The organism is Demequina subtropica, from assembly GCF_000971235.1.
Taxonomy (GTDB): Bacteria; Actinomycetota; Actinomycetes; order Actinomycetales; family Demequinaceae; genus Demequina; species Demequina subtropica.
Genome location: NZ_BBMB01000011.1, coordinates 196,527 through 219,327 on the forward strand (window position 1 = coordinate 196,527; position 22,801 = coordinate 219,327).

Consider the following 22,801-nt stretch of genomic DNA (forward strand, 5'->3'; position numbering starts at 1 on the left):
TGGTCCGCATGACGGTCGAGACGCTCGTGACGCTCAGCGCCGCGGCGAGGGACCTGTCCATCGCCGCGACCACCGGCGCGCTGCTGGTGATCGCGGGCGTCCTGCCCGCCGGCCACCGCGCGGTGGGGCGTGCGTCCCTGATCGCCCGGCTCGGCTCGATCGGCTGGGTGCTCGGCGCCTTCGCGCACTCGATGGCCACCTACGCGAGCATCCGCGGCACCCTGCCCGACGCGTCGCGCTTCGTCGAGGAGTGGTGGAGCTACTCGATGTCCGTCGACCTGCTCCAGGCGTACCTCCAGGTGCTCGGCGCGGGCCTCGTGGCCTCGGTGCTGTGCACGCTCGTGCGCACGCCGGCCTTCGCGGCCTGGTCCCTGGTCCCCGTCGCGTGGGCGCTCGCATGGCTCGCGCAGACCGGGCACGCCGCGGGTGCCGCGGACCACCACCTCGCGACGTCCGCGATGTTCCTCCACCTGGTCGGCGCGACCGTCTGGACCGGCGTCATCGGGGTGATGCTCGCGCTGCGGGGCGTGCTCGGCACGCTCGCCAAGGACGCGATGATCCGCGCCTCGCGGATGGCGATCTGGGCCGCCGCCGCGGTGGTGGTGTCCGGGCTCGCGAACGGCTGGATCCGGCTGTCCGCGGTCTCGGACCTGTGGACCACGCCGTACGGCCGCCTGCTGCTGCTCAAGACCGGCCTCATGGTGGTCGCGATCTCCCTCGCGGTGCTCCACCGCCGCGTCGCGCTGCCGCGCCTGTCCGAGCGCGATGTCGCGTCCCGATTCTGGCGGCTCATGATGGTCGACGTCGGCGCGCTCGTGGCGGTCATGGGGGTCGCGGCGGTGCTCGCGTCGACGGCGCCGCCCGTGCCGATCGTCGCTCTCGAGGAGCCGAGCCCCGCGTACCAGCTCACGGGCTACGAGCTCCCGCCCGCGCCGTCCTTCGCGAACTGGATCGGGCTGTGGCGGCTCGAGATCATCGCGGCGTTCGTGCTTGCGGCGCTCGCGGTGGTCTACGTGCTCGGCGTGACCCGGCTGCGCCGCCGCGGCGACGCGTGGCCGTGGCATCGCACCGCGAGCTGGATGGCGGGCATCGTGCTCATGGTGTGGATCACGCAGGGCGGTCCCACCGTCTACGGCATGACCACCTTCTCGGGGCACATGCTCGAGCACATGCTGCTCGTCATGGTCGCGCCGCTCGCGCTGACGTTCGGTGCCCCCATCACGCTCGCGCTCCGGGCGCTGCCGCCGCGTGGAGACGGGTCGATGGGGCCGCGCGAGTGGATCCGCACGGTGGTCGAGTCCCGCTGGATGCGATTCTGGGCGCACCCGATCGTGGCCGCCGTGAGCTTCGCGGGCTTCCTCATCGTCTTCTACTACTCGCCGCTGTTCGAGCTCGCGCTGCGCAACCACGCGGGCCACCTGTGGATGACCCTGCACTTCACGGTGGTCGGGTACCTGTTCGTCAACGCGCTCGTGGGGATCGATCCCGGGCCCACGCGGCCGGGCTACCCGCTGCGCATCGTGCTGCTGTTCGCCACGATGGCGTTCCACGCCTTCTTCGGTGTCGCGATCATGATGTCGACGGTGCTGCTCGCTCCCACGTACTTCGGCCTCATGGGCCGCGACTGGGGCCCCGACGCGATCACCGATCAGCAGTACGGCGGCGGCATCGCGTGGGGGATCGGCGAGCTGCCGGTGGTGGCGCTCGCGATCGGGATCATCGTCGCCTGGCGTCGCGCAGACGCGAAGGAGACCCGCAGGCGCGACCGCAAGGCCGACCGCGACGACGACGCCGAGCTGAGGGCCTACAACGCGATGCTCGCGGCGACGGCCGAGGAGGACGCGCGCACCGAGCGTTGAGCCCGTGCCGTGAGCGCGCGGCTCAGCCCTCGAGCACCGTCCCGTCGGGGATGGTCTCGGCCTTGCCGGTGTCCTCGAGCGTCACCTCGCCGCGGCACACGACCCCCGCGCCGAAGGTCCAGTCGCCGCGCACGGTCAGCGCCGTCGCGTCCCGGAGCGACGGGGCGCCGTGCGGGAAGCGCGCCTCGAACGCGGACATCGTCTTGTAGTGCTTCGAGTCGAGGTCCACGAGCGGGGCGGCCGGCAGCGCGAGCCGCAGGCCTCCGTCCTCGCCCAGGTCGTATGCGTCGGAGCGCAGGAGCAGCAGGTCGTTCGTGGTCTTCACCGGGAGGAACCTGTCGCGTCCGACCACGATGGACGTCGCGCCCTCGAACACCTCGATCGCGGCGCCCATGGCCGTCTCGATCTGGAAGACCTCGGGGCTGCTCGAGTCGGTGGGGTCCACGTTCTTGACGTTGCGGATGAGCGGCAGCCCCAGCACTGCGCCGCGCTCGGTGAGCGCCGCGTACAGCTTCTCGAGGTCGAACCACAGGTTGTTCGTGTGGAAGAACGGGTGGTGGTGCTCGTCCGTGAAGTAGTGCATCTCCTCCGCGGCGGTCTGCGCGGTGTCGCGCAGGATGAGCCGGCCGTCGGCCTTGCGGATCGCGAGGTGGCCGCCCTTGCGGTCGGCCGCCGTGCGGCGGCACAGCTCCGCGGCGTACGGGGCGCCCGAGGCCGCGAACCAGCCGGCGATGCGCGCGCTGGGGACGGCGCCCAGGTTGTCCGAGTTGCCTGTGGAGGCGTAGCGGTAGCCCGCGTCGAGCAGGGCCTTGAGGATCCCCGAGCCCAGGAGCGCGGTGTAGATGTCGCCGTGCCCCGGAGGGCACCACTCGAGCGTGGGGTCCTGCGGCCACTCGACCGGCATGAGGCCGTCGACCAGCAGCTTGGGCTCGGCGTTCTGGAGGAAGTCGAGCGGGAGCCCGTCCACGGCGAGGTCCGCGTACGGCGCGAGCGCCTCGAGCGAGTCCTCCTGGGTGCGGAAGCTGTTCATCAGCACGAGCGGCAGCGACGCCCCGGTCGCGGCGCGCGCCTGCTGCACCTGGGCGACGATGAGGTCGAGGAAGGATCGCCCGTCTCGCACCGGTAGCAGGGACTTCGCCTTGTCCATGCCCATCGAGGTGCCCAGTCCGCCGTTGAGGCGGATGATCGCGGTGCGAGCGAGCGCCTCGCGCGCCTGCGCGTCCGAGACCTCGACGCCCTCGAGGAAGGGAGGGTCGAGCAGCGGCTCGATGGTGTCCTCGCGGATGAGCCCGGTGGCGCCGGCCTCGAGCTCCCCGAAGTAGTGGGAGAACACGTCGATGGCGGTCTGGTCGACCCCGGCAGCGGCCATCTTGGCCTGGGCGGCGATGAGTCCAGGAGCGGTCGTCATGCCCCCGAGCGTACGGGTGGAGGGGCCTCGCGGCCAGGGCATCGTGCGAGGTTCGCGAGTTGCAGGCATCACATCGTTTCCACAGATTTCATCCACAGGTGTGGGTAAAACCTCGAGTCTCCGCACGATTCATGTGGATGAACATGTGGGCGCGCGGTGGACAGGAGAACCCTGTCCGGTACCCCTTGCAGTGCTCGCCGGACGCGAGTAGAAACGCGGTTAGCGAGAAGGTGCGACGCGCGCCGACGGGGGACGTGAGAGCGCTCCCCGAGGCCGTCGGACCTACCGGGCGACGGCGACGGCGTGCGGTGGGGGCGAGGGTGAGGCGCACGAGATCCTGATCGGACTCCTCGGACAACGGCGGCCCATGTCCGCAGCCTCGACGCGGCTGCGCGACCTGTGGGTGACGGCACAGGGCAGACGGGCCCGGGGAGTCGGCCGAGAGGTCGTCGCCGCGTTGCGGGTGCCCCCCTGCCGTGGTCTCTCGTGCTTCAGGCAAGGCCCCCCGGACCCGAATTCCGGGGGGCCTTCGCTTCTCCTCGTCGCCGCGCATCGTCCCCCGCGGCCCCGTGCGAGACTGTGCCGGATGCGAGGCGAGAGCGAGGACGGGATGGTCGACACGATCGAGCGCGAGGTCGCGGACGATGCGCCCGGCGCCCCACGTGACGGGATCGGCATCGCGGCGTTCGTGACGGGATGCCTGGGCCTGGGCCCCGTGGCGATCGTGCTGGGCGCGATCGGGCTGCGGCGCTGGGGCGCGGGCGCGGCGAGCCGTCGGTCCTGGCCGCTCGCGGGGCTGGTGCTCGGGGTCGTCGGCTCGCTCCTGTGGCTCGCGGGCTGGCTGATCCACGCCGGCACGGAGAGCTCCGACGGCACGGTGGTCGCGCACGCCCAGGTCGACGCGATCACGGTGGGCAACGCCGTGGTCGCGCGCTTCGCCGAGGACCCCGCCGCCACGGCGGTGGCGGTCGAGCTCACCGATGATGCCTACCTGGTCGACGGCGTCGCGGTCGCGCGCACCTCGCCCGACGTGGTGGCGGTGACCTACAGCGGCTCCACCGCCGCCGACTGGTGCCTGACCTTCGACACGGACGCGGCGGGCGAGCGCGCGGTCGCGTACGCGGCGACCGAGGGGCTCGTCGACTCCTGCGCGCCGTGACGCGCCGGGCGGCGCACCTGCGCCCGTGACGGCTGCCTGACGACTCCTCACACGCGTCGCCCCGGGGTCGATGGGGTGCCTGCGGACTGCAGTCCGCACCGCAGTCCGCAACGACCGGAGGGGGTGCCATGCCACGCGCGCCGATGCGCCCCTCGCGCCTCCACGTCTACATCGGCGTGATCATGGCGGCCGGTCTCGCGACGTTCGCTGTCTCGGTGGTCGCGACGCCATGGGACCAGGTGCTCGAGCTGAGCCCGCTCTGGGCGGTGGCCTTCCTGATGCTGAGCGCTCTCGCGGGCGAGGTCAGGCCCGTGGTGCTGCACGTGAGCGGCACGGAGAAGCGATCGCTCGGCACCTCGATGCCGTTCGTGCTCGCGCTCATCCCGGTCGCGGGGGCGACGACCGCGATGATCGCGCAGCTCGCCGCGGGCTTCCTCATCGCCGCCCGTCACCGGATCCCGGTCACCAAGCTGCTGTTCAACATCGGCCAGAACGTGCTCATGGTCGCCGTGGCCGCGTGGGTGTACGCGGCGATCGCGGGCACCGATCCGCTGGCACCGGGCGGGGAGATCGGCACGCGGCATGTGGCCGCGCTGCTCGCGGGCGGGATCGCCATGGTCGTCGCCAACCAGCTCATGGTGAGCGCGGCCGTCGCGCTCGCGGCATCGCGTCCGCTGCTCCACCTGGCGCGCCAGGACTTCGGGTTCCTGTCGCTGTCCCAGCTGGTCCTCATCGCGGTCGCCGGAGCGGCCGTCGACCTCGCGCACCACGGGCTCCTGGGGCTCGTCCTCCTCGGCGCCCCTGTGGCGGCCGCGCATGTCTTCGCCGCCATGGGCGCCCGGCATGCGCACGAGGCGCGCCACGATCAGCTCACGGGGCTCGGCAACCGCGGACGCCTCGGCGACGAGCTCCGTGCCGCGCTCTCGACCTCCCGTCACCGCGCCGACGCCGGTCCCGGGCTCGTGCTGCTCGACCTCGACAACTTCAAGGACTTCAACGATGCGCTCGGGCATGCCGTCGGCGACGGCATCCTGCGCGAGGTTGCGAAGCGGCTGGTCCTGGAGGCGCCGCCGTGCGCCTCGGTGCACCGGCTCGGCGGGGACGAGTTCGCGATCGTGGTGCTCGGCGGCCTGTCGGAGACCCAGCGCGTCGCCCGCGCCGTGCTGGCGTCGCTCGCCACCCCGCTCGCCGTGGACTCGCTCGAGCTCCTGGTGAGAGCCTCGGCGGGCGTGGCGGTCGCGCCGCTCCATGGGGGCGATGCCGCGTCGCTCATGAAGAACGCGGACATCGCGCTGTACCACGCCAAGCTCGAGCGCGATCGGGTGAGCACCTACTCGCCCGAGTTCGCCGTCAACACCGTCGAGCGCCTCCAGCTCCTCGTGGACCTGCGCGCCGCCCTCCACGAGCGCGCCCTTCACGTCGCGTACCAGCCCCAGGTGGACCTCGCGACGGGCCGCACCGTCGGCGTCGAGGCGCTCGCCCGGTGGAACCATCCCGAGCGTGGTGCCGTCGGCCCCGACGAGTTCGTGCCGCTCGCGGAGGACTCGGGGCTCATCTACGCGCTCACCGACATCGTGCTCGACGCGGCGCTCGCGGACCTCGCGCGATGGCGCGACGCGGGCCATGAGCTGCGCCTCGCGGTCAACATCTCGGCGCGCCATCTCTCCGACCTCGCGACGCCCTCGATCATGCGGGCCGCGCTCGACCGCCACGGGGTGCCCGCATCGTCGCTGGTGCTCGAGGTGACCGAGACCGCGATCTTCACCGACCCCGTGCGGGCCGACCTCGTGCTGGGGGCGCTGCGCCAGCTCGGCATCGCGATCGCGATCGACGACTACGGCACGGGCAACGCCTCGCTCAACTACCTGCGACGCCTCAAGATCGACGAGCTCAAGATCGATCGGTCCTTCGTACGCGGGGTGGGTGGCGACCCGCAGGACCTCATCATCGTGCGGTCGACCGTCGAGCTCGCGCTCGCGCTCGGCCTGCGCGTGGTCGCGGAGGGCATCGAGGACGCGGACGCGGGTGCGGCCGTGCGGGCGCTCGGCCCCGTGATCGGCCAGGGCTACCACTACGGACGTCCGATGTCGGCGTCGGAGATCGACCTCCGCCTCGGCGCGGAAGCCTCAACACCGGCCCTCGACCGTCGATAGGACGCCCGGAGGGCGTTCTCCTCAGCGTCGCCTCCCGGGGGAAGCTCGAGGGCCGCGACCGCGCCTCATGCCGATGACCCAGGAGGGATGACGATGCGACACCAGCCGCGCCGACGCCTGCTCCTCCTGTACATCACCGCCGTCTCGGTGATCGGCATCGGCGGCACCGCCGCGACGGCCCTGACGCGCGAGGCTCCCCCTGAGCTCAACGGCACCAGGATGATCTCGATCGCCTTCCTCGCGGCGTTCGCGATCGTCGGCGAGATCCGCCCGATCGTGATCGTGCGCAAGGGCGAGGAGACGCGCAAGCTCTCGCTCGCCACGCCCGCCGTGCTGGCGGTGCTCGCGGTGAGCGGGCCCGTGATCGCGATCGGGGTCCAGGTGCTCAGCACCCTGATCGACGACGTCCGCACGCGACGGCCGTGGCACAAGATCCTGTTCAACGGTGCGCAGTACGCGGTCTGCATCCTCATCGCCAACGGGATCTACGATCCGCTCGCACGCGACCTCGGGGGAGTCAGGACGCCCGGCGCCCACGCGCTCCGCATGGGTGCGCTCATGCTCGCCGGCCTGGTCATGATCATGCTCAACTGGGTGATCGTCGGGCTCGCGATCGCGCTGTCGACGGGCCAGCCCGTGCGCGCCCCCCTGCGCACCGAGGCCGGCGAGTTCATCGCGACCCATGCGGTGCTCATGACGCTCGGCTGCATCGCGGCCGACATCGCCCCGCACGGCATCGGCGTCCTCGTGCTGCTCATCCCTCCCGCCATCGCGGCGCGTCGGTTCGCCTCGGCCGGGGCTCGGCACGCGCATGCGGCCGCGCACGATCCGCTCACGGGCCTGCGCAACCGCAGCGAGCTCAACTGTGCGCTCGAGGACGCGCTCGGCGCGGGGCCCCGCCACGCGGGCCAGGGGCCGGGCCTCATCCTGCTGGACCTCGACCTGTTCAAGATCTTCAACGACACGCTCGGGCACCCGGTGGGCGACCAGATCCTGTGCGTGGTCGCCGACCGCCTCGCCGCGGCGGTGCCGGACGCGTCGCCGGTGCACCGCCTCGGAGGGGACGAGTTCGCGGTGGTCGTGGACGGCACGGTCGAGGACGCGCGAGCGCTGTCCGCGCGGATGCTCGCCGCGCTCGACGACCCGGTGCGCATCGACGATCTCGAGCTGCTGGTGCGGGCGAGCGCCGGCATCGCGGTCGCGCCGATGCACGGGGACGACGTCGCGGCGCTCATGAAGAACGCCGACATCGCGCTCTACCACGCGAAGCTCGAGCGGGACCGCATCAGCATCTACTCGCCCGAGTACGACGTCAACACGGTCGAGCGCCTGCGGCTGCTCGCCGACCTTCGCATCGCGATCGACCACGGCAGCCTCGACGTCGTGTACCAGCCCCAGCTCGACATCGCGGCGTCGCGTCTGGTCGCCGTCGAGGCGCTCGCGCGCTGGAACCACCCGACGCGCGGCCCCATCGGCCCCGATGTGTTCATCCCGCTCGCCGAGGACTCGGGCCTGATCTTCCGCCTCACCACCGTGGTGCTCGACCAGGCGCTCGCGCAGCTCGCGCAGTGGCGCACCAAGGGCCACGACGTGCGGATGTCGGTCAACCTCTCCGCGCGCCATCTGTCCGACCTGGGCGTGCCCCAGCAGGTCGCGCTCGCCCTCCAGCGCCACGGCGTGCCCGCATCGTCGCTGGTGCTCGAGGTCACCGAGACCGCCATCCTGTCCGACCCGGCACGCGCCAACCTGGTGATCTGCGGGCTGCGCGCGCTCGGCATCACCATCGCGATCGACGACTACGGCACCGGCAACGCGTCGCTGAGCTACCTGCGCCGCCTCGAGGTCGACGAGCTCAAGATCGATCGCCTGTTCGTGAGCAACATCCGTGCCGAGGGCCACGACATGATCATCGTGCGCTCGACCATCGCGCTCGCGCTCGAGCTCGGGCTCCGGGTGGTCGCCGAGGGCGTCGAGGACCAGCCGACGATCGACACCTTGCGAGGCTTCGGCGAGGTGGTCGCGCAGGGCTACCACGTGGGCCGCCCCGGCCCGGCCGATGCGGTCGAGGCGATGCTGATCCGTGTCAACGGTCTGCCGACGCAGGCCCATGCGTGAGCACCGGGTGCCCGCACCTCGCATAAGGTGTCGTGACCCGCACCACCCTGGCGGGCCTGCCGGTGATGGGCCAGAATGACCATCGACCGGGACCAATCCGGTCGACAACCAGGCAGGACGATGTCGTGTGTGGTGATCATCGGACATTTCGGACACCTCAGCCGTTCGAACGGTCCGTCTCTGCCAACGGCGTCGTCGACACAAGGGAGAGAATCATGAACAAGTGGACCAAGGTGAAGAACAGCGCGATCGTCAAGGCTTCGGCGGGCGCGGGCACCCTGATCGCGGTCGCCGTCGTGGCGGGCGCCGGATGGAAGTGGGCGTGACCCTAGACGGTCCAGACAGCGGCGCCGGGACGCGTGTCCCGGCGCCGCCGTCGCGCGTGACGGCGTACATCGTCGCCGTCTGCGTGCTCGGCTACGCCGGTGTGCTCACCATGCTCGTGGCGACCCCGTGGACGCACGCGGTGCATGCCGGCGCGGTGTGGCCCACCGTGTTCCTCGTCGCGGCGGCGATCGCCGGAGAGGTGAAGCCGATCCGTCTGCTGCATGGCTCGGGCGACGCGCGCACCCTCTCCACGTCCGCGCCCTTCGTGCTGGCCCTCGTGCCCGTCGCCGGAGTCGTCGTCGCGGTCCTCACGCAGGTCGCGGCGAGCCTTCTCGACGACGCGGTGCACCGACGCGACCCCAGGAAGTCGATCTTCAACACCGCGCAGTACGCGGTGAGCGTGCTCGTGGCCGCCGTCGTGTACGCGGCCCTGTCCGGGACGGCCCTGCTCGGCGCGCCCGACCCGGCGCATCCGGCGCACATCCCCTCGCTGCTCGCCGCGGGCCTGTGCATGATCGGGACCAACTGGGTCCTCGTCGCGGGCGTCATCTCGCTGTCGTCGGGGCTGCCCATCGGCCGGGTGCTGCGCGAGGACCTGCGCGACTTCCTCCTGATGAACATGGTTCTGCTCTGCGTCGGCGGCGTGGCGGCGGACGTCGCCGCGGACGGCGTCGCCGCGCTCGTGCTGCTGGGAGCGCCCGTCGTCGCGGCCCACATGTTCGCGGCCGCGGCCGCGCGTCATGCGCATGACGCGACCCATGACTCGCTGACCGGGCTGCGGAACCGCAGCCAGCTGTACTACGAGCTCGACCGCGCGCTCGAGGCGCGGGGGATCGTCGTCGCCCAGGGACCGGGCCTCGTCCTGCTCGACCTCGACCACTTCAAGGACTTCAACGACACCCTGGGCCATCCCGTGGGTGACGAGATCCTGCGGCAGGTCGCCGTGCGCCTCGTCGACGTCGCACCCGAGTCCGCCTCGGTCCATCGACTCGGCGGGGACGAGTTCGCGGTCGCGGTCCACGGCTCCGTCGTCGACGCGCGCCAGGTCGCCTCCGACCTGCTGGCCGCGCTCGACAAGCCGCTCCGCATCGACGGGCTCGAGCTGCTCGTGCGGGCCAGCGCGGGCGTCGCGGCTGCCCCGGTGCACGGCGATGACAGCGAGGCGCTCATGAAGAACGCGGACATCGCGCTCTACCACGCGAAGCTCGAGCGCGACCGCATCAGCACGTTCTCCCCGGAGTTCGACATCAACACGGTCGAGCGGCTGCGCCTGCTCGCGGACCTGCGCGGCGCGCTCGACTCCGGCCAGCTCCACCTGGTCTACCAGCCGCAGATCGCGCTCGCCGAGGGTCGGGTCGTGGGCGTCGAGGCGCTCATCCGTTGGCGGCACCCCGAGCGCGGGCTCGTGCGTGCAGACGAGTTCATCCCGCTCGCCGAGAACTCCGGGCTCATCTTCCCGCTCACCGCATTCGTCCTGGAGGAGTCGCTCGCTCAGGTCGCGCGTTGGCGCGCTGCGGGTCACGACTTCCGCATCGCCGTCAACCTCTCGGCGCGGCACCTGTCCGACCAGGGTCTGCCGCAGCAGGTCGCGCTCGTCCTCGCGCGTCACGGGGTGCCCGCCTCGTCGCTCGTGCTCGAGGTGACCGAGACCGCGATCCTGTCGGATCCCGCCCGCGCCGACCTGGTGCTGAGGGCCCTGCGCCACCTCGGGGTCGCGATCGCGATCGACGACTACGGCACCGGCAACGCCTCGCTCAGCTACCTCAGGCGCCTCGAGATCGACGAGCTCAAGATCGACCGCTCGTTCGTCAGCAACATCGGCGCCGACCACCACGACCTCATCATCGTGCGCTCGACCATTGCGCTCGCCCTCGAGCTCGACCTGCGTGTGGTCGCCGAGGGCATCGAGGACGCAGCCACCGTCGACGAGCTCCGAGGCCTGGGCGAGGTCATCGGCCAGGGCTACCACCTGGGCATGCCCGTCGTCGCCGCGGAGCTCGACGACTACCTCGGTGCGGTGATGTCCGTGCGGGCCGACGCGGGCGGTCCGGGCGAGGAGGCCTGACGTGCTCGTGATGGCGGCGTGCCTCCTCGCGGTGCTGTCGCCTCTCATCGCGCTGCGATGGCCCGCGGGACTGCTGCTGCGCAGCTGGCGTCTCCCCGTCCTCATCTGGGCGGCGCTGGTCGCGCAGATCGTCCTCATCGAAGTGCCTCTGCCCGAGGGTTTCGCCCCGGCCCTGCACCTCGCGACGTACGTCGCCGCGCTCGCCTTCCTGTGGCTCAACCGCGCCGTCCCCGGCGTTCTCGTCGTCGCCGCGGGCGCGGTCTCGAACGGCGTGACCATCGCGCTCAACGGCGGTGTGCTGCCGGCGAGCGCACAGGCGACCGCCGCCGCCGGCATCGACCCCGATCACGCCTTCGCCAACACCGCCGTGATAGACAACCCCGTCCTGCCGTGGCTCGGCGACGTGTTCGCGTGGCCCGAGCCGCTTCCGCTCGCCAACACCTTCAGCGTCGGCGACGTGCTCATCGTCGTCGGCGTCGCGATGGTCGCGTGGGCGGGCGCCCGCCCGCTGCGCGCGGGCCGTCCGGCGCGTTCCGAGGACGAGGCGGCGCCGGCCCCGTCGGACGGATGACCCCGCGCTCGCGGGGAGCCCTCGCGGCCGCGCTCGCGGTCTACCTGGTCGCGCTCGCGCTGCGCCCCGCGCAGACCGCGGTGGGCCCCGTGCTCGGCGACATCGGCGCCGATCTCGGCCTGGGCGAGGGTGCGCTCGGGCTGCTCGGCGCGCTGCCGCTGCTGGGCTTCGCTGCCGTGTCGCCTCTGGTCCACCGCCTGTCGCGACGGTGGGGGGCCGAAGGGACGCTCCTTGCGGCGCTCGTGGGCCTCGTCATCGGCGTCGTGGTGAGGTCGTGGACCGGCGTGCCCGGCCTGTGGCTCGGCACCGCGGCGATCGGTGCGACCGTCGCGGTCGGCAATGTGCTCGTGCCCGTCATCGTGAAGCGCGACCTCCCCGACCGGATCGCCGTCGCGACGGGCGCCTACTCGGCGGTGATCGCGGGCGCGGCGGCCGTCGGCGCGGCGGTCGCGGTGCCGCTCGCGGAGATCGGCACCTGGAGGCTCTCGCTCGGGGTGTGGGCCGCGCCCTTCGCCGTCATCGCCGTCGCGTGGTGGCTCCGCACGCGGGTCGCCCATGATCCCGCCGCGACCGTGGCCGAGGCGCACCTCGCCCATGCGAGCACGTGGCGGTCGGGAACGGCCTGGCTGGTCACCGCCTTCATGGGGCTGCAGGCGACCAGCTTCTACGTCATGGTGACCTGGCTCCCGACCATCGAGGCCTCCCTCGGCGTCTCGGCGCACACCGCAGGCATCCACCTGTTCGTCTACCAGATCGTCGGGATCGGAGGCGGGTTGCTGATCCCCTTCGCCATGCGCCCGAGCAGCCAGGCCGGCGCGGCGGTGACCGCCACCGTGCCGCTCGCCATCGGCATGGCGGGCCTGCTGGTCGCGCCCGGCGTCCCTCTGCTCTGGATCACGATCGCGGGTGTCGGGTCCGGCGCCTCGCTCGTGATGGCGCTGTCGCTCATGAGCCTGCGGGGGCGGACGTCCGCCGAGACCACGCAGCTGTCCGGCATGGCGCAGTCGATCGGCTACCTGCTCGCGGCGGCCGGGCCCGTGGCCGCTGGCGTGCTCGCGCAGGCGACCGGGTCCTGGACGCCCACCTTGGTGCTCCTGCTCGTGTTCGCCGCGGGGCAGCTGGCGGTGGGGGTCGCGGTCGGCGTCGATCGCCGGCCCGGTGCGGGCACATCCGCCGCGACTGCCTCCGAGAACGCGGAAGGCCCCTCGTAGGAGGGGCCTTCACCAGCGAGCGGGTGACGGGAATCGAACCCGCGCTATCAGCTTGGGAAGCTGAAGTTCTACCATTGAACTACACCCGCGTGCGCGGCCCGGAGGCCGTGCGTCACCCATTGTAGGGGGTCCCACGAGCGCCCAGCACGACGCCACGGCGGCTCCTCCGGGTATCGAGCCCCGGCTCGACGCGCCAGAATGGCTCCCATGCCGCCTCGTCCCACGCGCCGTGCCGCCCTGATCGTCGCGGCGGCCCTGCCGGTCCTCGCGGGCTGCTCCGGAGCGCCGGCCTACCCGATCCTCGCGACCACCGCGCCCGCCCAGGTGCCCGAGCACATCTACGCGACGCGCGCGCTCGAGGTCACGCTGAGCAACCCGTCGAGCGAGCCGGTCCTGGTCGAGGGAGGCACGATCTTCTCGCCGTACTTCGAGCGCGTCGACGCCGTCGGCATCGACGTCACGCTCACGCCGGGCGACGAGGCGGTGGTGACGCTCCCGCTCGGGGTGGTGACCTGTCCGGCGGGGGGCGGCGAGACCACCGCGCAGGTGGTCCTCGAGGTGGGCGGCGAGGAGCTGCTCCAGAGCGTGACTCTCGAGGCGAAGGGGCTCAAGGCGCTCAACCGCGAGGCGTGCGCGGTCATCGCCGACGACGAGGCGTGAGCGCCGCCCCTATTCCCGGCCGCACGCGATTGCATCCTCCCTGGTAGATCGGCCAGACAGACGGGGTGCCCCGACCTCCTCGAGGCTTCCTCCCTGGCACATGCGCGTTGTCGATCGTGGCGGGTCCGCGCTGAGGCGCCCCGCCGTCGGACCGTCCGGCGGCGCGGAGAGGGCTCGCGGGAGGAACTGAATCATGGCTCTGGGTACCGGAATCTTCCTCATCGTGGTCGGCGCGATCGCGGCGTTCGCGATCAACGACTCCGTCGACGCCGTCGACCTGGTGATGATCGGCTGGATCTGCATGGGCGCGGGCGTGGTCGCGATCATCGTGTCGCTCATCGCGAACCAGCAGCGCAGCAACACCACCCACCGCGAGATCCGCGACGAGCACGTCGACGAGCACCGCGTCGAGGGCTGATCGCGCCGCGCCCTTGACCCTCCCATGGGGGGAGGGTCCAGGGTGAGGGCATGCACTCGGATGAGCTCCTCAGCATCGGCGAGTTCGCCGCGCTGAGCCGCCTGACCGTCAAGGCGCTCCGGCACTACGACGAGCAGGGCCTTCTCGCCCCCGTGCGGGTCGACCCCGTCACGTCGTACCGCTTCTACGCCCCTTCCCAGGTGCGTCGCGCGAGCCTCATCGGCACCATGCGCCGCATGGACGTGCCCCTCGCGATCATCCGCGAGGTGCTCGACCACGCCGCCGGTCCCGAGGAGGCGACCGAGGCGTTCTCCGCCTGGTGGGCCGAGCAGGAGCGTCGCCATGGCGAGCGGCGGGCGATCGGCCGGTACCTCACCCGACACCTGCGACACCAGGGAGCCCCGATGGACATCTCGACCCGCACCGTCCCCGAGCGCACGCTCGCCGTGATCGGTCGCGAGCTCTACCAGCCCGAGCTGGAGGCCTTCATCATGGAGGCCTTCTCCACGCTCTTCCAGCACGCCGAGGCCCATCCGGGCCTGCGCGCGCTCGACACCACCGTCGACGAGCCGACCTACGTGCTCTACCACGGCAGCGTCACGCCCGACTCGAGCGCGCTCGTCGAGGCGTGCGTCGTCGTCTCGCCCGATGCGCGCCCCGCCCCGGGCATCCAGATCCGCCTCGAGCCCGCGCACGAGGAGGCCTACACGACCCTGACCTCCGCGGAGGTGGAGTTCCCCGACATCCTCGACGCGTACGACGCCGTCGCGGAGCACGTCCTCGCACACGGCTCGATGCGCGAGGACCTGCCGTCGAGGGAGGTCTACTTCGCCGACGTGATGGCGGCGGCGCCCACCGACCCGGTGTGCGACATCGCCTTCCCGTTCACGGGGCGCTGAGGCCGATCAGGCACGATGCCGCGGCCGGGACGATGCACCGTCCCGGCCGCGCGCATCGTCCCCGGCGGACGTAGCCTGGCCGGTGGCATCGTCGCCGCACCCGCACGGGAGGAAACATGGCCAGCGTCTCGACGTATCTCAACTTCGACGGCACGTGCGAGGAGGCCTTCGCCTTCTATCGCGACGTCTTCGGCGGGGACTTCGTGGACCCGCCCATGCGCATGGGCGACGCTCCCGCGGACCCCGCCATGCCGGCCCTGAGCGAGGAGGAGAGGGCCCGCATCATGCACGTCGCGCTCGACATCGTCGGCGGGCATCGGCTCATGGGCTCCGACATCATGCTGTCGATGGGGCATGTGCTGACGCCGGGCAACGCGATGTACGTCGCGGTCTCGTTCGACGACGAGGACGAGGCGCGCGACGCCTTCGCCCAGCTCTCCGAGGGCGGCACCGTCTCGGTCGAGCCGACGCCGATGTTCTGGGGGGACCTCTACTCGGACTTCGCGGACCGCTACGGCATCCAGTGGATGGTGATGGCCCCGCTCACCGAGGGCACCGGGCTGGCCTGAGCCGAGCGCCCCGCGTCAGCCGCGCGAGCGGTCGCGGTAGGTCGACTCGATCGCGTTGAAGAACGCGTCCGCGAGATCCTGGAACGAGTCGCGGTCGAGCTCGATCGCGTCGCCCGCCTCGAGGCCCAGCACCGTGGCGGCCGGGTCGAGCGCGGAGCCCGCGGGAGGCTCGAAGCGCCCGCCGTTGCCGTGGATCGACTCGGCCACGGCGCGGACCTCCTGGAGCGGCCCGCCGGGAGCCTCGAGGGCGCGGCGCCGGTACGCGAACATGCCCTCCATCTGGCCCACGAGCGCGACCAGGAGCTCCGCCTGGAACTCCTCGAGCTCCGCCTCGAACGCATCGTCCGACGGGGCCTGCGCCACCAGGCGGTCGAACGCCGCGAGCTCGACCTGGATGCGCCAGCTGCAGGAGTCGATGTAGGTGCCGCGGAACACGTCGATCTCTTCCATGGATGACCTCCTGGGGCCAGTATGGCCGCTGCGGCGGCCCCGGTCACGGTTGCGCGGAGCGGTCCTCGAGCTGCTGCGCGAGGATGTCCTCGGCGGCCCGGACGCGGGTCTCCTTCTCGAGCTCCTCCGGGGTGGGATAGCGCACGCGGACGAACGGGCGGCTCAGCTGGTAGCTCACGGTGAGCCGCGAGTCGCGGACCACCCAGGCGGCCGCCCCGAGCGAGACCGCGAGAGCGCCGACGGCGCCGACCCCGATCGACCAGCGAGGGCCCGCGTGCTCGCCGATCCACCCGACCGCGGGAGAGCCGATGGGCGTGGCCCCCATGAGCACCATCATGTAGAGCGCCATGACGCGGCCGCGCATGCGTGGCGACGTGGTGGTCTGGACCGTCGCGTTCGCCGAGGTCAGCATGGTGAGCGCGGTGAAGCCCACCGGCACGCAGGTCACCAGGTAGACCTCGTACGTGGGGGACAGCGCCATGAGCGTCGCGGAGACGCCGAAGGCGAAGGCCGCTCCCACGACGAGCCGGAGCCGCGGGCGCTTCCGGCGGGCCGCGAGCAGCGCTCCTCCGAGCGAGCCGATCGCGGTCACCGAGCCGACCAGGCCGTAGGCGCCGGCGCCCTTGTCGAACGCGTTGGCGGCCATGAGCGCGCTGGTCATCTGGAAGTTGAGGCCCACGGCGGACACCACGCCGACCACCACGAGGATCACGACGATGTCCGGCCGTCGCCTCACGTACCGCACGCCCTCGCGAAGCTGTCCGCGGCCGCGCCTCACCCGTTCCTGGTGCTGGAGCTCGCCGCCGCGCATGACGGCGAGCGCGATGATGGTCGCGGCGTAGGACACGGCGTTGAGCACGAAGACCCAGCCGCTCCCGATCACCGCGATGAGGAGCCCCGCGAGCCCCGGCCCGATGAGCCGCGCGGCGTTGAACGATGCGCTGTTGAGGCCCACCGCGTTGGGCAGGCTCGCCGGCGGCACCAGATCCGACACGAACGTCTGGCGTGCGGGGCCGTCGAAGGCGGACACGATGCCGAGCAGGAGAGCGAACACGTAGACGTGCCAGAGCTCGACGTGGCCGAGCAGGGTCATCGCGCCGAGCGCGAGGCTGAGCACTCCCTGCCCCAGCTGGGTGATGACGAGCAGCTTGCGGTGGTCCATCCTGTCCGCGACCACGCCGGCCCACGCGGACAGGAGCAGGAAGGGGAGGAACTGGAGCGCGGTGGTGATGCCGACGGCGAACCCCGAGTTGGCGCTCAGCACGGTGAGCACCAGCCAGTCCTGCGCGACCCGCTGCATCCACGTGCCGATGTTCGACACGAGCGCGCCCGCGAACCACAGGCGGTAGTTGAAGAAGCGCAGCGAGGCGAAGGTCTGTGACATGCCACCTGTTCAACCGGCTGACGCGGGCGGTTCTTCCGCGGCGTCGCGTCGGCACGTGCGCCCTCCTCACCCTACGCCCGCGCATCGTCCGTCCCGCCCGCGGGGGGACGGTGCTCGACCGCGCGCTCGGATGAGTCAGGCGCCCGCTGCGTCGAGCTCCTCGAGCTGCTCGGGGGTGAGCGCGACGTCGATCGCCTCGGCGCACTCGAGGTACTGGTCGAAGGTGCGGGCGCCGATGAGCGGCAGCACCGTCGGCGACTCCTGCGCGAGCAGCCACGCGAGGACCACCTGGTTCCCGGTCGCGCCCGTCGCCGCGGCGACGCGGTCCACCGTGGCCAGCCGCGCCTCGGCGTCGGGGCCCGCGTACGCGCTCATCGCCCAGAAGGCGGGGTCACGCCGCTCGGGTGCGGAGAACAGGCCCTTGAGCACAGGCGAGTACGCGACCAGCTGGAGGTCGGGGTGCTCCGCGAGGTAGTCGCGCTGCTCGGCGCCCACGATGCTGCGGCTGTCGAGCCCCGCGCGCGGCCGCAGGTAGCTGTGCTGCTGCTGGACGGCGACCGGCTGCGGCCAGCCCTCGGCGTCGCACAGGGCGCGGATCTCCGCGAGGCGCCATGCCGGCACGTTGGACCAGCCGTACGAGCCCACCAGCCCCGCCTCGACGGCGCTCGCGAGGAACCCGAGCGTCTCCCGCAACGGCGTCCGGCGGTCGTCGACATGGACGTAGTACAGGTCCACCGAGTCGAGACCGAGGCGCCCCAGGGATCCCGCGAGGGCGTCGCGCAGGGTGCTCGCGCCGGCGCCGACGTAGCGGGTGCGGGCCACCTCCCAGTCGGCGGCGCCGTCGACGAAGACCCCGTCGACGCTCGTGAGCATGGCGGAGCCCTTGGTAGCGAGGTGCACGCTCGGACGCGCCCCCGAGTCCGCGAGCCACTGGCCCAGGAGCCGCTCGGAGTGGCCGCCCGTCGAGCCCTCGTCCTCCCACCAGCAGTAGCAGTCGGCCGTGTCGATCATCCCGGGCACCGCGGCGCCGTCCGGTGCGGCGAAGCGCGGCACCACCTCGGTGACGAAGTGGTCGAGGATGCGCCGCGACTCGTCCTCGGGGGTCCGGGTGCCCATGAGCATCGCCCCCACGCCCAACGGCGCGACGTGAAGGCCCGAGCCGCCCAGGCGTCGCGACGTGCGGATCTCATCGGTCGAGGTCATGATCTCGACGCTACGTCGGTGCGCGCGCGGGCGCGCGGTGGGACGATGCGGGGGAGGGGCCCGCGCGCGGCGGGCGCCCGGGGGAGGTCGGCCATGAGGTACCTGCTGCTCGTCTGCACCGAGGAGATCGATGATCCCGCGGGCGGCCCCGACGACATCGAGCGGTGGGTGTCGACCCATGACGCGAGCGGCGCGCGCGTGTGGGGCGACCGCCTCGCCGACGTATCCGAGTCGCGTGTGGTCCGCGTCCGCCACGGCGGCACCACCGTGGTCCCCGGCGCGCTGCATCGCGACTTCGCGGCGATCGCGGGGATCGACATCCTCGAGTGCGCGTCGCTGGACGAGGCGATCGCGGTCGCGATCGACCACCCGATGGCGCGTCACGGGGTGCTCGAGGTGCGCCCGTTCTACGACTGGGACGGCGACGCCTGATCCCGCCGCTCACGCGGCGCGAGCCGCCCGATAGCCTGGCGGCATGACGGATCTCCTGGTGCTCGGCGGCACCGCCTGGCTGGGCCGCGAGATCGCCGCGCAGGCGGTCGCACGCGGCTGGGACGTTACGTGCCTCGCGCGTGGCGAGTCCGGCATCGTCGCCCCCGGCGCGACGCTCGTGACCGCGGACCGGGACCGGCCCGGCGCGTACCGGGAGGTCGCGGGCCGCGACTGGGACGCGGTCGTCGAGGTGAGCTGGCAGCCCCGGCAGGTGCGCGAGGCCGCCCAGGCGCTCGCCGCACGCGCGCTGCACTGGACCTACGTCTCCTCGGTCGCGGCGTACGCCCCGAGCCGGGAGGTGGTTGCGGAGGACGCGCCTCTGCGCGCGCCGGCGGGTCCCGACGAGCGCGTCGACGGCTCGCGCTACGACGCCGCGAAGGTCCGATGCGAGCTGGACACCCTCGTGGAGGCGCCCGAGGCGCTGCTGGTGCGCGCGGGCGTGATCATCGGACCGGGCGACCCGACCGAGCGCTTCGCGTACTGGCCGCGTCGGGCCGCGCAGGCGGGAGCGGAACCGATGCTCGTGCCCGCCGCGCCCGCCCATCCGTGGCAGCTCATCGACGTGCGCGACCTCGCGGCATGGAACCTCGACGCGATCGAGGCCGGCGTCGGTGGTCCTGTGAACGCGGTGGGCGAGCAGCGCGAGCTCTCCTACGTGGTCGAGCTCGCGCGCGAGGTCGCCGCGGCCGTGGGCCCGCAGGTCGACGTCGACGGCTCCTGGCTGGTCGAGCACGGCGTCGCACCGTGGAAGGGCCCCGGCTCGCTGCCCCTGTGGGTGCCCGACGATGGCGGCGCCGCGCGCACGGGCTACCACTCGGGCGCGCGGTTCGTCGCGACGGGAGGCCACCGGCGCTCGCTCATGGAGTCCATCCGCGACGTCCTCGCCGAGGAGCGTGCGCTGGGACTCGACCGCCACGTGGACGGCGGTCTCACGCGCGAGCGCGAGCTCGCGCTGCTCGAGGCGTGGGCGCGACAGGCGGTCTAGGAGGCTTCCCCGGCGACCGCATCGTCCACCCGCGGGACCGCGCCCGTTGGTGTCTGCCTCCCGGCTCCCAGGTAGAGGAACGTCGACCCGGGCAGCGGGAGGAACCGCTGATCGGGGGAGACCAGGCGGAAGGCGCCGGAGGCGTCGATCGCGCCGACCGGGATCGCGTCGGCGTCGCCGCCGAACCGCTGCGCGAGCTCGCGGAGCCCGTACTGCTTGGTGAGGTGGGTCGCGTGGATGCGCCATCCCTCCGCGACGCGGGCGTCGAGCGTCGCGAGATCGGTCCTCCCGTCGAACGCGTACGAGGCGCGGCGCTCGAACGTGAGCGCGCGGCGCTCGCCCGTGCCCTCCGCGGGCGCGAGCTGGAAGGACCGGTGGAAGCCGTACTCGGTGCCCAGGCTGCGCGCGACCAGCGCGTTGTAGTAGTCGTTGTCGGTGGCCGCGAGGACATGGCTCACACCTGACTCGGCGAGCGCATCGTCCGCGTGCTCGGAGAGCACCTCGCCGAAGTACGTGCGGATGCCGGCCATCCGCATCGGCTGCAGGCTCTGGTAGCGGCCGTCCGCGACCGTCACCTGGATGCCGCGCGCAGCAAGCGCCTCCGCGAGCTCGAGCGCGAAGCGCGAGGCCCCCACGAGCAGCAGGCCGTTGCGTGCGCCCATGGTCAGCCCGAGCCTGCGCGCGAGCGGCGCGAGCGTGAAGCCGTGCGCGACGACCGTGACGATGATCACCAGGAAGACCGTGGGCACCAGCTGCGCGCCGTCCGGGTAGCCCGCCTCGACCATGGCGGGCCCGAAGGATCCCGCGGTCGCGGCCGCGACGATGCCGCGGGGGGCGATCCACGCGAGCAGCTTGCGGTCGGGATCCGGGACGTCGGAACGGGTGGTGACGAGCCAGATGGTGGCGGGACGCACCACGAGCATGAGGACCGCGACGAAGGCGACGATGCGCCAGTCGAGCGCCCGGAGGTCGTCGGCCGTGAGGGTGGCCGGGATGACGATGAACAGCGAGCTCACCAGGACGACGGTGAGCCCCTCCTTGAAGTGCAGCAGCTGCTCGCGCTCGGCGAGGCGCATGTTGCCCAGCACCAGGCCCATCGCGGTCACCGCCAGCAGCCCCGTCTCGTCCTGGAGGTGGTTCCCGAGCCCCGCCACCAGCAGCACCGCGACCAGCAGCAGGGGCGACTTGAGGTGGGCGGGCACCCATCCGCGGCGGAACGAGACGCCGAGCAGCAGGCCCGCGGCCGCGCCCATGCCGCCGCCCACGATCACCGCGTAGAGGACCCCGCCGAGGATCGAGCCCACGCCGCCCTCGGACAGCGCGAACAGCTGGAAGGTGAGGAAGGCGAGCGTGACGCCGATGGGGTCGTTGACGATCCCCTCCCACTTGAGCAGCGCCGCCGAGTCGCGCCTCAGCCCCGCCTGACGCAGCAGAGGCGCGATCACCGTGGGCCCGGTGACCACGAGGATCGCGCCCAGGACCAGCGCGACGGGCCAGTCGAAGCCGCCGATCCAGTGCGCCGCGGCCGCGGTGAGCGCCATCGCGACCGGGGGCCCGGGGATGGTGAGCCGCCGGATGCCCTTGCCTACGCGCCGGAACTCCGCGAAGCGCAGGCTCATGCCGCCCTCGAACAGGATGACCGCGACGCCCAGCCCGATGAGCTCGGAGAGCTGCTCGGGCTCGAGGTCGACCGTCACCAGGCCCGTGAAGGGGCCCATGGTCAGGCCGACCGCGATGAGGATCACGATCGCGGGCACGCGGAGCCGCGCGGCGAGCAGCTGGGAGGCCATCCCGGCCGCGAGGACCAGCACCAGGCTGGTGGCGAGCGTCATGAGCCGATGCTAGAGGCGGGAGGCGGCCCGCCGTCAGTCCCAGAAGCCCTGGTGCGGCACGGCAGCCTCGTCCTCGAGGAGCGGACCGGTCACCGTGATCTCGCGCGCGCCCGCACCCAGCACCGTGCGGCACGGCAGCGCGAGCGTCGGGTTCTCGTCGTGCGCGCCCGTCATCGCGAGCAGGCTCGTCTCCGCGAGGCCGTAGACCACGGCGCCGATGCCGGACCAGTAGATCGCGCCCGAGCACATCGCGCACGGCTCGCAGCTGGTCACCAGGGTGGAGGACGCGAGCTCGTCGGGGTCGAGCTGGTTGCTCGCGAGCCTCACCAGGTTCGTCTCGGCGTGGCCCGTGGCGTCGCGATGCGTCACCACGGTGTTCTCCGCCTCGAGGACGATGCGTCCCTCGCCGTCGACCAGGACCGCGCCGAAGGGGTGGTTGCCGTGGTCGCGCGCGGACTGCGAGACGGCGATCGCGCGGCGCACGTGCTCGAGGTGGTCGCTCATGCAGCCAGCGTAGGTGGGCCGCCGCCCCTCGGATGTCGGGACGCTCAGCACTCCTCGATCCTTGAGGCCGCCACCTCGCGGGACGCTCACCTCTCGCCGCGACCTAGGCTGGTGGGCGGTTCCACACGTAAGGAGACATCATGACCCTGCCCACCATCACCCGCGACGCGAACGGCGCGCCGAGCATCGACTTCGCCGGCGCCGAGAAGCCCGAGGGCCTCGTCGTCGAGGTCCACGAGGCCGGCTCCGGTCCCGCAGTGGCCGAGGGCCAGCACATCACCGTCCACTACAGCGGCTGGCTGTGGGACGGCGCGAAGTTCGACTCGTCGTGGGACCGCGGCGAGTCCATCTCCTTCCCCATCGCGTACGGCTCGCTCATCGACGGCTGGGTCGACGGCATCGTGGGCCAGCCCGTGGGCTCGAAGCTGCTGCTCGTGGTCCCGCCGGAGTCCGGCTACGGCTTCCGCCCGATGGGCCCGATCCCCGCGGGCTCGACGCTCGTCTTCACGGTCGACGTCCTCGAGGCCCGCTGACCCA

General features: G+C 72.4%; 20 protein-coding genes and 1 tRNA gene. 14 read left to right on the forward strand and 7 right to left on the reverse strand.

Going from position 1 to position 22,801, the window contains the following annotated elements; translation table 11 throughout:
* Positions 1–8 precede the first annotated feature (8 nt).
* A complete protein-coding gene (locus AOM06_RS10560) occupies positions 9–1,859 on the forward strand; it encodes a bifunctional copper resistance protein CopD/cytochrome c oxidase assembly protein (protein ID WP_062305647.1) in 1,851 nt (616 codons plus the stop codon).
* A 22-nt stretch (positions 1,860–1,881) separates the two neighbouring features.
* Here the strand turns inward: AOM06_RS10560 and AOM06_RS10565 are convergent, their stop codons facing one another.
* On the reverse strand, positions 1,882–3,267 hold the full coding sequence (locus tag AOM06_RS10565; RefSeq protein WP_062305651.1) for a UTP--glucose-1-phosphate uridylyltransferase: 1,386 nt from the start codon (positions 3,265–3,267) through the stop codon (positions 1,882–1,884).
* A 586-nt stretch (positions 3,268–3,853) separates the two neighbouring features.
* Here AOM06_RS10565 and AOM06_RS10570 point away from each other — a divergent pair.
* The 6 genes from AOM06_RS10570 to AOM06_RS10595 all read left to right on the forward strand — a co-directional run bounded on the left by AOM06_RS10570 (position 3,854) and on the right by AOM06_RS10595 (position 12,868).
* Complete coding sequence (locus tag AOM06_RS10570; protein WP_156163676.1) at positions 3,854–4,426, forward strand: DUF4190 domain-containing protein; 573 nt, start codon at positions 3,854–3,856, stop codon at positions 4,424–4,426.
* Between the two features lie 128 nt (positions 4,427–4,554).
* The gene (locus AOM06_RS10575; RefSeq protein WP_156163677.1) at positions 4,555–6,579 is read left to right on the forward strand and encodes a putative bifunctional diguanylate cyclase/phosphodiesterase; all 2,025 of its coding nucleotides are present in this window, start codon (positions 4,555–4,557) and stop codon (positions 6,577–6,579) included.
* An 87-nt stretch (positions 6,580–6,666) separates the two neighbouring features.
* Positions 6,667–8,694: a putative bifunctional diguanylate cyclase/phosphodiesterase gene (locus AOM06_RS10580; RefSeq protein ID WP_062305660.1), complete on the forward strand. Its 2,028-nt coding sequence runs from the start codon at positions 6,667–6,669 to the stop codon at positions 8,692–8,694.
* Between the two features lie 322 nt (positions 8,695–9,016).
* Positions 9,017–11,086 (forward strand): putative bifunctional diguanylate cyclase/phosphodiesterase, encoded by a 2,070-nt coding sequence (locus tag AOM06_RS10585; protein ID WP_169747759.1) that lies wholly within the window; start codon positions 9,017–9,019, stop codon positions 11,084–11,086.
* Positions 11,087–11,096: 10 nt separating this feature from the next.
* Complete coding sequence (locus AOM06_RS10590; RefSeq protein WP_228372941.1) at positions 11,097–11,657, forward strand: DUF5317 family protein; 561 nt, start codon at positions 11,097–11,099, stop codon at positions 11,655–11,657.
* Entirely contained in the window at positions 11,654–12,868 is a 1,215-nt protein-coding gene (locus AOM06_RS10595) for an MFS transporter (protein ID WP_062306033.1), read from the forward strand. Before AOM06_RS10590 ends, AOM06_RS10595 begins: the two co-directional genes overlap by 4 nt.
* 18 nt (positions 12,869–12,886) lie before the next feature.
* On the opposite strand, the gene AOM06_RS10600 is transcribed toward AOM06_RS10595, so the two are convergent.
* A tRNA-Gly gene (locus AOM06_RS10600) sits at positions 12,887–12,957 on the reverse strand.
* A 118-nt stretch (positions 12,958–13,075) separates the two neighbouring features.
* Between AOM06_RS10600 and AOM06_RS10605 the strand changes: the two genes are divergently transcribed.
* The 4 genes from AOM06_RS10605 to AOM06_RS10620 all read left to right on the forward strand — a co-directional run bounded on the left by AOM06_RS10605 (position 13,076) and on the right by AOM06_RS10620 (position 15,414).
* Positions 13,076–13,528, forward strand: coding sequence for a hypothetical protein (locus tag AOM06_RS10605; RefSeq protein WP_062305669.1), 453 nt, complete (start codon positions 13,076–13,078; stop codon positions 13,526–13,528).
* 193 nt (positions 13,529–13,721) lie between these two features.
* Positions 13,722–13,946, forward strand: a complete 225-nt coding sequence (locus AOM06_RS10610) for a DUF6458 family protein (RefSeq protein ID WP_062305671.1) — start codon at positions 13,722–13,724, stop codon at positions 13,944–13,946.
* 50 nt (positions 13,947–13,996) lie between these two features.
* Positions 13,997–14,845 (forward strand): MerR family transcriptional regulator, encoded by an 849-nt coding sequence (locus AOM06_RS10615; RefSeq protein ID WP_062305675.1) that lies wholly within the window; start codon positions 13,997–13,999, stop codon positions 14,843–14,845.
* A 116-nt stretch (positions 14,846–14,961) separates the two neighbouring features.
* Positions 14,962–15,414 (forward strand): VOC family protein, encoded by a 453-nt coding sequence (locus AOM06_RS10620; protein WP_062305677.1) that lies wholly within the window; start codon positions 14,962–14,964, stop codon positions 15,412–15,414.
* A gap of 15 nt (positions 15,415–15,429) precedes the next feature.
* Here AOM06_RS10620 and AOM06_RS10625 read toward each other — a convergent pair whose 3' ends face one another.
* The 3 genes from AOM06_RS10625 to AOM06_RS10635 all read right to left on the reverse strand — a co-directional run bounded on the left by AOM06_RS10625 (position 15,430) and on the right by AOM06_RS10635 (position 18,451).
* Complete coding sequence (locus tag AOM06_RS10625; RefSeq protein WP_062305681.1) at positions 15,430–15,864, reverse strand: hypothetical protein; 435 nt, start codon at positions 15,862–15,864, stop codon at positions 15,430–15,432.
* Positions 15,865–15,907: 43 nt separating this feature from the next.
* Positions 15,908–17,248 (reverse strand): MFS transporter, encoded by a 1,341-nt coding sequence (locus AOM06_RS10630; protein ID WP_062305683.1) that lies wholly within the window; start codon positions 17,246–17,248, stop codon positions 15,908–15,910.
* Positions 17,249–17,383: 135 nt separating this feature from the next.
* Positions 17,384–18,451, reverse strand: a complete 1,068-nt coding sequence (locus tag AOM06_RS10635) for an aldo/keto reductase (protein ID WP_062305686.1) — start codon at positions 18,449–18,451, stop codon at positions 17,384–17,386.
* A 93-nt stretch (positions 18,452–18,544) separates the two neighbouring features.
* On the opposite strand from AOM06_RS10635, the gene AOM06_RS10640 reads away from it, so the two are divergent.
* Positions 18,545–18,883 carry a YciI family protein gene (locus AOM06_RS10640; RefSeq protein ID WP_062305689.1) on the forward strand — a complete coding sequence of 113 codons (339 nt, stop codon included), beginning with the start codon at positions 18,545–18,547 and terminating at the stop codon, positions 18,881–18,883.
* 43 nt (positions 18,884–18,926) lie between these two features.
* Positions 18,927–19,928 (forward strand): NAD-dependent epimerase/dehydratase family protein, encoded by a 1,002-nt coding sequence (locus tag AOM06_RS10645; RefSeq protein ID WP_062305693.1) that lies wholly within the window; start codon positions 18,927–18,929, stop codon positions 19,926–19,928.
* Here the strand turns inward: AOM06_RS10645 and AOM06_RS10650 are convergent.
* On the reverse strand, positions 19,925–21,760 hold the full coding sequence (locus AOM06_RS10650) for a cation:proton antiporter (RefSeq protein ID WP_062305697.1): 1,836 nt from the start codon (positions 21,758–21,760) through the stop codon (positions 19,925–19,927). The genes AOM06_RS10645 and AOM06_RS10650 overlap by 4 nt on opposite strands.
* A 33-nt stretch (positions 21,761–21,793) precedes the next feature.
* A complete protein-coding gene (locus AOM06_RS10655; RefSeq protein WP_062306036.1) occupies positions 21,794–22,264 on the reverse strand; it encodes a nucleoside deaminase in 471 nt (156 codons plus the stop codon).
* Positions 22,265–22,404: 140 nt separating this feature from the next.
* Between AOM06_RS10655 and AOM06_RS10660 the strand changes: the two genes are divergently transcribed.
* A complete protein-coding gene (locus tag AOM06_RS10660; protein ID WP_062305700.1) occupies positions 22,405–22,797 on the forward strand; it encodes an FKBP-type peptidyl-prolyl cis-trans isomerase in 393 nt (130 codons plus the stop codon).
* Positions 22,798–22,801: the final 4 nt, after the last annotated feature.

Excerpts from the sequence above, each read along its gene's own strand:
- AOM06_RS10590 (WP_228372941.1), top strand. The coding sequence starts at position 11,097 with ATGGCGGCGTGCCTCCTCGCGGTGCTGTCGCCTCTCATCGCGCTGCGA.
- AOM06_RS10655 (WP_062306036.1), bottom strand. The coding sequence starts at position 22,264 with ATGAGCGACCACCTCGAGCACGTGCGCCGCGCGATCGCCGTCTCGCAG.
- AOM06_RS10605 (WP_062305669.1), top strand. The coding sequence starts at position 13,076 with ATGCCGCCTCGTCCCACGCGCCGTGCCGCCCTGATCGTCGCGGCGGCC.
- AOM06_RS10575 (WP_156163677.1), top strand. The coding sequence starts at position 4,555 with ATGCCACGCGCGCCGATGCGCCCCTCGCGCCTCCACGTCTACATCGGC.
- AOM06_RS10620 (WP_062305677.1), top strand. The coding sequence starts at position 14,962 with ATGGCCAGCGTCTCGACGTATCTCAACTTCGACGGCACGTGCGAGGAG.
- AOM06_RS10615 (WP_062305675.1), top strand. The coding sequence starts at position 13,997 with ATGCACTCGGATGAGCTCCTCAGCATCGGCGAGTTCGCCGCGCTGAGC.
- AOM06_RS10565 (WP_062305651.1), bottom strand. The coding sequence starts at position 3,267 with ATGACGACCGCTCCTGGACTCATCGCCGCCCAGGCCAAGATGGCCGCT.
- AOM06_RS10610 (WP_062305671.1), top strand. The coding sequence starts at position 13,722 with ATGGCTCTGGGTACCGGAATCTTCCTCATCGTGGTCGGCGCGATCGCG.
- AOM06_RS10645 (WP_062305693.1), top strand. The coding sequence starts at position 18,927 with ATGACGGATCTCCTGGTGCTCGGCGGCACCGCCTGGCTGGGCCGCGAG.
- AOM06_RS10570 (WP_156163676.1), top strand. The coding sequence starts at position 3,854 with ATGCGAGGCGAGAGCGAGGACGGGATGGTCGACACGATCGAGCGCGAG.
- AOM06_RS10580 (WP_062305660.1), top strand. The coding sequence starts at position 6,667 with ATGACGATGCGACACCAGCCGCGCCGACGCCTGCTCCTCCTGTACATC.
- AOM06_RS10625 (WP_062305681.1), bottom strand. The coding sequence starts at position 15,864 with ATGGAAGAGATCGACGTGTTCCGCGGCACCTACATCGACTCCTGCAGC.
- AOM06_RS10595 (WP_062306033.1), top strand. The coding sequence starts at position 11,654 with ATGACCCCGCGCTCGCGGGGAGCCCTCGCGGCCGCGCTCGCGGTCTAC.
- AOM06_RS10650 (WP_062305697.1), bottom strand. The coding sequence starts at position 21,760 with ATGACGCTCGCCACCAGCCTGGTGCTGGTCCTCGCGGCCGGGATGGCC.
- AOM06_RS10635 (WP_062305686.1), bottom strand. The coding sequence starts at position 18,451 with ATGACCTCGACCGATGAGATCCGCACGTCGCGACGCCTGGGCGGCTCG.
- AOM06_RS10560 (WP_062305647.1), top strand. The coding sequence starts at position 9 with ATGACGGTCGAGACGCTCGTGACGCTCAGCGCCGCGGCGAGGGACCTG.
- AOM06_RS10660 (WP_062305700.1), top strand. The coding sequence starts at position 22,405 with ATGACCCTGCCCACCATCACCCGCGACGCGAACGGCGCGCCGAGCATC.
- AOM06_RS10630 (WP_062305683.1), bottom strand. The coding sequence starts at position 17,248 with ATGTCACAGACCTTCGCCTCGCTGCGCTTCTTCAACTACCGCCTGTGG.
- AOM06_RS10640 (WP_062305689.1), top strand. The coding sequence starts at position 18,545 with ATGAGGTACCTGCTGCTCGTCTGCACCGAGGAGATCGATGATCCCGCG.